This is a genomic window from Chamaesiphon sp. OTE_75_metabat_556 (assembly GCF_031378165.1).
In the GTDB taxonomy this organism is placed as follows: domain Bacteria; phylum Cyanobacteriota; class Cyanobacteriia; order Cyanobacteriales; family Chamaesiphonaceae; genus Chamaesiphon.
Genome location: NZ_JANNDR010000530.1, coordinates 1 through 3,758, shown reverse-complemented (window position 1 = coordinate 3,758; position 3,758 = coordinate 1). Strand labels below are relative to the sequence as shown.

The following is a 3,758-nucleotide window of genomic DNA, read 5'->3' as shown; positions in this document are numbered from 1 at the left end:
ATGGGACGCCCAATAGTAATGTGATCGTCACTTCCGATCATGGTTTCTCATCCTTCCATACGGCAGTCAGCATCAATAATCTGCTCAAAAATGCTGGTTTTGATAGCAATAAAGTGCGGGCAGTCGTCAGCGGCCCTGCTGTGAATATCTATATCAACCTCAAAGGGCGGGAAGCGGCTGTTGCGGGCGTGCCGCAAGTGGAAGTCTCCGAATATTTGACCCTGCAAAAACAGGTCATCGCCACGCTCAAAGGTTATGTCGATACCAATCCTAACTATACCGATGGGGCGGCGAGTGTCGGGATTTTTGATAAGGTTTACAATCGCGATGTGCCAGCTACGGCCACTTCGGTTAATGAGGTGATTGATGCACGGGGGACGTTTATCGGTCAAGATACTGGGGATGTCTTCGCATTACTCAAGACTGGCTACAACTTTGATGGGACGCAATCGACACCAGTGATTCGCAAAGGCGATCCGGCGACGGCTAGTACTGCGGTCTTGTCAGTCCCCAACTTCTATGGCGCGCATGGTTACGACCCCACGCTCACCGACATGAAAGCTATTTTCTACGCGGCGGGGCCAGATATCGTCAAGCAACCCCTCGGCAGCGTCCAGAATATCGACATCGCCCCGACGATCGAAAAAATCTTGGATGTGACGCCTGCTGCAACGGTGGATGGTAAAGCGATCCCGATTACCGACCCGTTTCCCAGTGGTGTTGCTAGTGGTGATACTACTCAAACTTCGACAGTATTGTGGACGCGCAGCCAAACGCTGGGGACGATGAAGTTTGAATATTCGACCACGGCGGATTTTAGTTCGATCGCGGGCACCAAAACAGCTACAGTCAGCAGTGCGCTGCAACCAGTCAAAGTTGAGGTGACGGGATTGGCGGCGAATACTGACTACTTCTATCGCGCGATCGATGCTACAGGTGCTTCGGCGACGGGTAAATTTAGTACGGCGGCAGCCGTGGGTCAACAAACTGGCTTGAAATTTGGTGTCACTGGTGACTGGCGCGGCGAACTGGCTCCCTATCCAGCAGTTAGTAATGCTGACACTGCCAATCTTAAATTCTTTGTGGAACTCGGCGATACTATCTACGGTGATGTCGCTTCCCCGGCTGTCAAAAATGCCGATGGCACCGAGAAATCACAATCGACCACCCTTACCGATTATCGTGCCAAACAAGCAGAAGTCTATACCAATCGCTACGGCCAAAATACTTTTGCCGATCTGCGGGCTTCAACGTCGATCCTCGCCACGATCGACGATCATGAAGTAACTAACGACTTTGTTGGCGGACAAGATTTGGCCAAATCCACTGCGGCCCAGCAATCGCTCTACGGAGCCAAGACGGGGCTAATTAATGATTCGCCCCTGTTTGACAACGGCGTCCAAGCTTTCCAAGAATATAATCCCGTTCGCGATCTTACCTACAATACTCCCAGCGATGCGGTGACTGATGGCGAGCGCAAACTCTACCGTTACAATACTTTCGGTAAAGATGCTGCCACCTTTGTCCTCGATGCGCGTTCTTTCCGCGATACCGGACTCACTCCAGTTACCAACACCGCCGATGCCACGCAAGTCAGCACCTTCCTGAGCAAGTCTTTTGACTCCAGTCGGACAATGCTGGGCAAACAGCAGGTGCAGGATCTCAAAACCGATCTGCTCAACGCCCAAAATAACGGCACGACTTGGAAATTTATCATGTTGCCAGAACCGATCGAAAATATCGGCATTCTGGCAGCTAGCGATCGCTATGAAGGTTATGCTGCCGAACGAACTGAGATTCTCAAATACATCAATGACAACCAAATTAGCAACGTGGTCTTCGTTGCTGCTGATTTCCACGGTACTTTAGTCAACAATCTCACCTATCAAACCGCCCCCGGTCAGGCGCAAATCGCCACTAGTGCCTTTGAAATCATCACGGGTGCTGTGGCTTACGATAAACCTTTCGGCCCCACCGTAGCCGATTTAGCGACTCAGGCTGGCTTGCTAACAACAGCTCAAAAGGCTCAATACGATGCGCTACCGGATGCTGGTAAGGATGCCTTTATCAAAAATATCGTCAACAGCGGTTTGACATCGCTAGGCTACGATCCGGTCGGTCTCGATAATAATCTGTCCCAAGCCAATGGCTTAATCAATGCTAAGTTGCTCCAAGGTGATTACGTTGCAACTAATACTTACGGCTGGACGGAGTTCGATATCGATAAAGATACCCAAAAGCTCACTGTTACTACTTATGGCATCGAGGCATACAGCCGTGCCGAACTCGAAGCCAATCCGACGGCGATTACCAGCCGTCAACCCAAGATTGTCAGTCAGTTCGAGGTGACTCCCACTGGTTTTGCCGCCCAGCCTGTTGCGGGTACCTCTGGTGACGATACCACGATCGTCCCGACTTTCAAACAGGATGTCTTTACCGATGGTGGCAACGACATCGTTGATGGTTCGGTATCTAAGGGAAGCGATAACCGGATCTATGGTGGTGACGGCAACGACGAACTCTATGCTGGCAAAAACGATCGGTTATTTGGCGAAGCTGGCAATGACATTCTCGATGCCAGCCAAGGCCAAGGCGACAATCGCCTCTACGGTGGTGCTGGTAACGATACCTTATTCGCTGGGAGCAATGACTTTCTCTCTGGTGGCGATGGTAACGATCTTCTCTACGCTGGTAAAGGCGGTAGCACTCTCTATGGTGACAGTGGCATGGATAAATTTTATCTAGCTTACAATGGTGTCCCTACTAGTACCAATACGGTTGCTAACTTTGAAGTCGGTATCGACAAGCTACTGATTTTGGGTGTCTCTGGCGTGAGTGACTTTAGCAAAGTGACTCTGACTCAAAAGGGTACGGATACCTTAGTTGCCGCTGGCGGTAAAGATCTGGCCGTATTAACTGGCATTCAGTCGAGTACGCTCAATGCTAATGGTTTCGCGTTCGTCTAGGAATTGCTAGATATCGATTAATCGATTAACAGACCCAATTTCTTCGATAAATTGGGGCTGTTTCGTGACGATCGCAAAGATTAAACAATCTTGATGTTTCATTTAAAATCGTTCTTAACCATCTCTTATTGATTCGATCGCAATTTCTTATTCTAAGCGGTGTATTGTGAGCGTGAATCTTGTCAAAAAAACCCCCGATTTTCCGTAAGTTTTTTAAACGTTGCTTAATTCTCACCAGGACTAAATATCAAAAATATACCTATTGCGGTCAAATTGCTATCATCCTCAACCGAGTGCTTCTTGATCGAGAAGCTGCAATGAGACGATACATTTATGTATTGTTGAAACTGTTACTAACAATTGACTAGGATTTTTCTATTGCACTAAATCTCAGTATTTTTAGATAAGTTCTGTTGGCGATCAGTAGTAGTTTATGAATTTATTCGTAGTGTAAATTAATAGTAATTATCAGGCTTGCTGCTAGAGGGAATCCAGTGTACTACTATATTCTCCAAACTTCAATCTCTATGGCAACTTTAAGCACGGGTAGTATTGCATTTACAGCCTTCAATGCCGATGAAGACGGTTGGTCGCTTGTCTCCCTGATCGATATTGACCCAAATCAAAACGTATTTTTCAGTGATGGGACAGCTACGAATGCTACCAGTATTGGTACTACTGAGTCCTCATTTCGGTGGAACACGGGATCTAGCACAATTTCCGCTGGTAGTATAGTTCGCTTCAGCTCGATCGATACCAACGCTCGGTCGGTATCGATCGGGACATTTGCAC

The 3,758-nt window shown here is 48.1% G+C and carries 1 protein-coding gene and 1 pseudogene; both read left to right on the top strand.

Translation table 11 applies throughout. The features are described from left to right. Positions 1–2,966, top strand: a 2,966-nt coding sequence (locus RMO27_RS21025) for an alkaline phosphatase D family protein (protein WP_309736260.1), incomplete at its 5' end; no start/stop codon positions are given. A gap of 527 nt (positions 2,967–3,493) precedes the next feature. After that, a pseudogene (locus RMO27_RS21020) lies at positions 3,494–3,758 on the top strand (hypothetical protein); the annotation flags it as partial.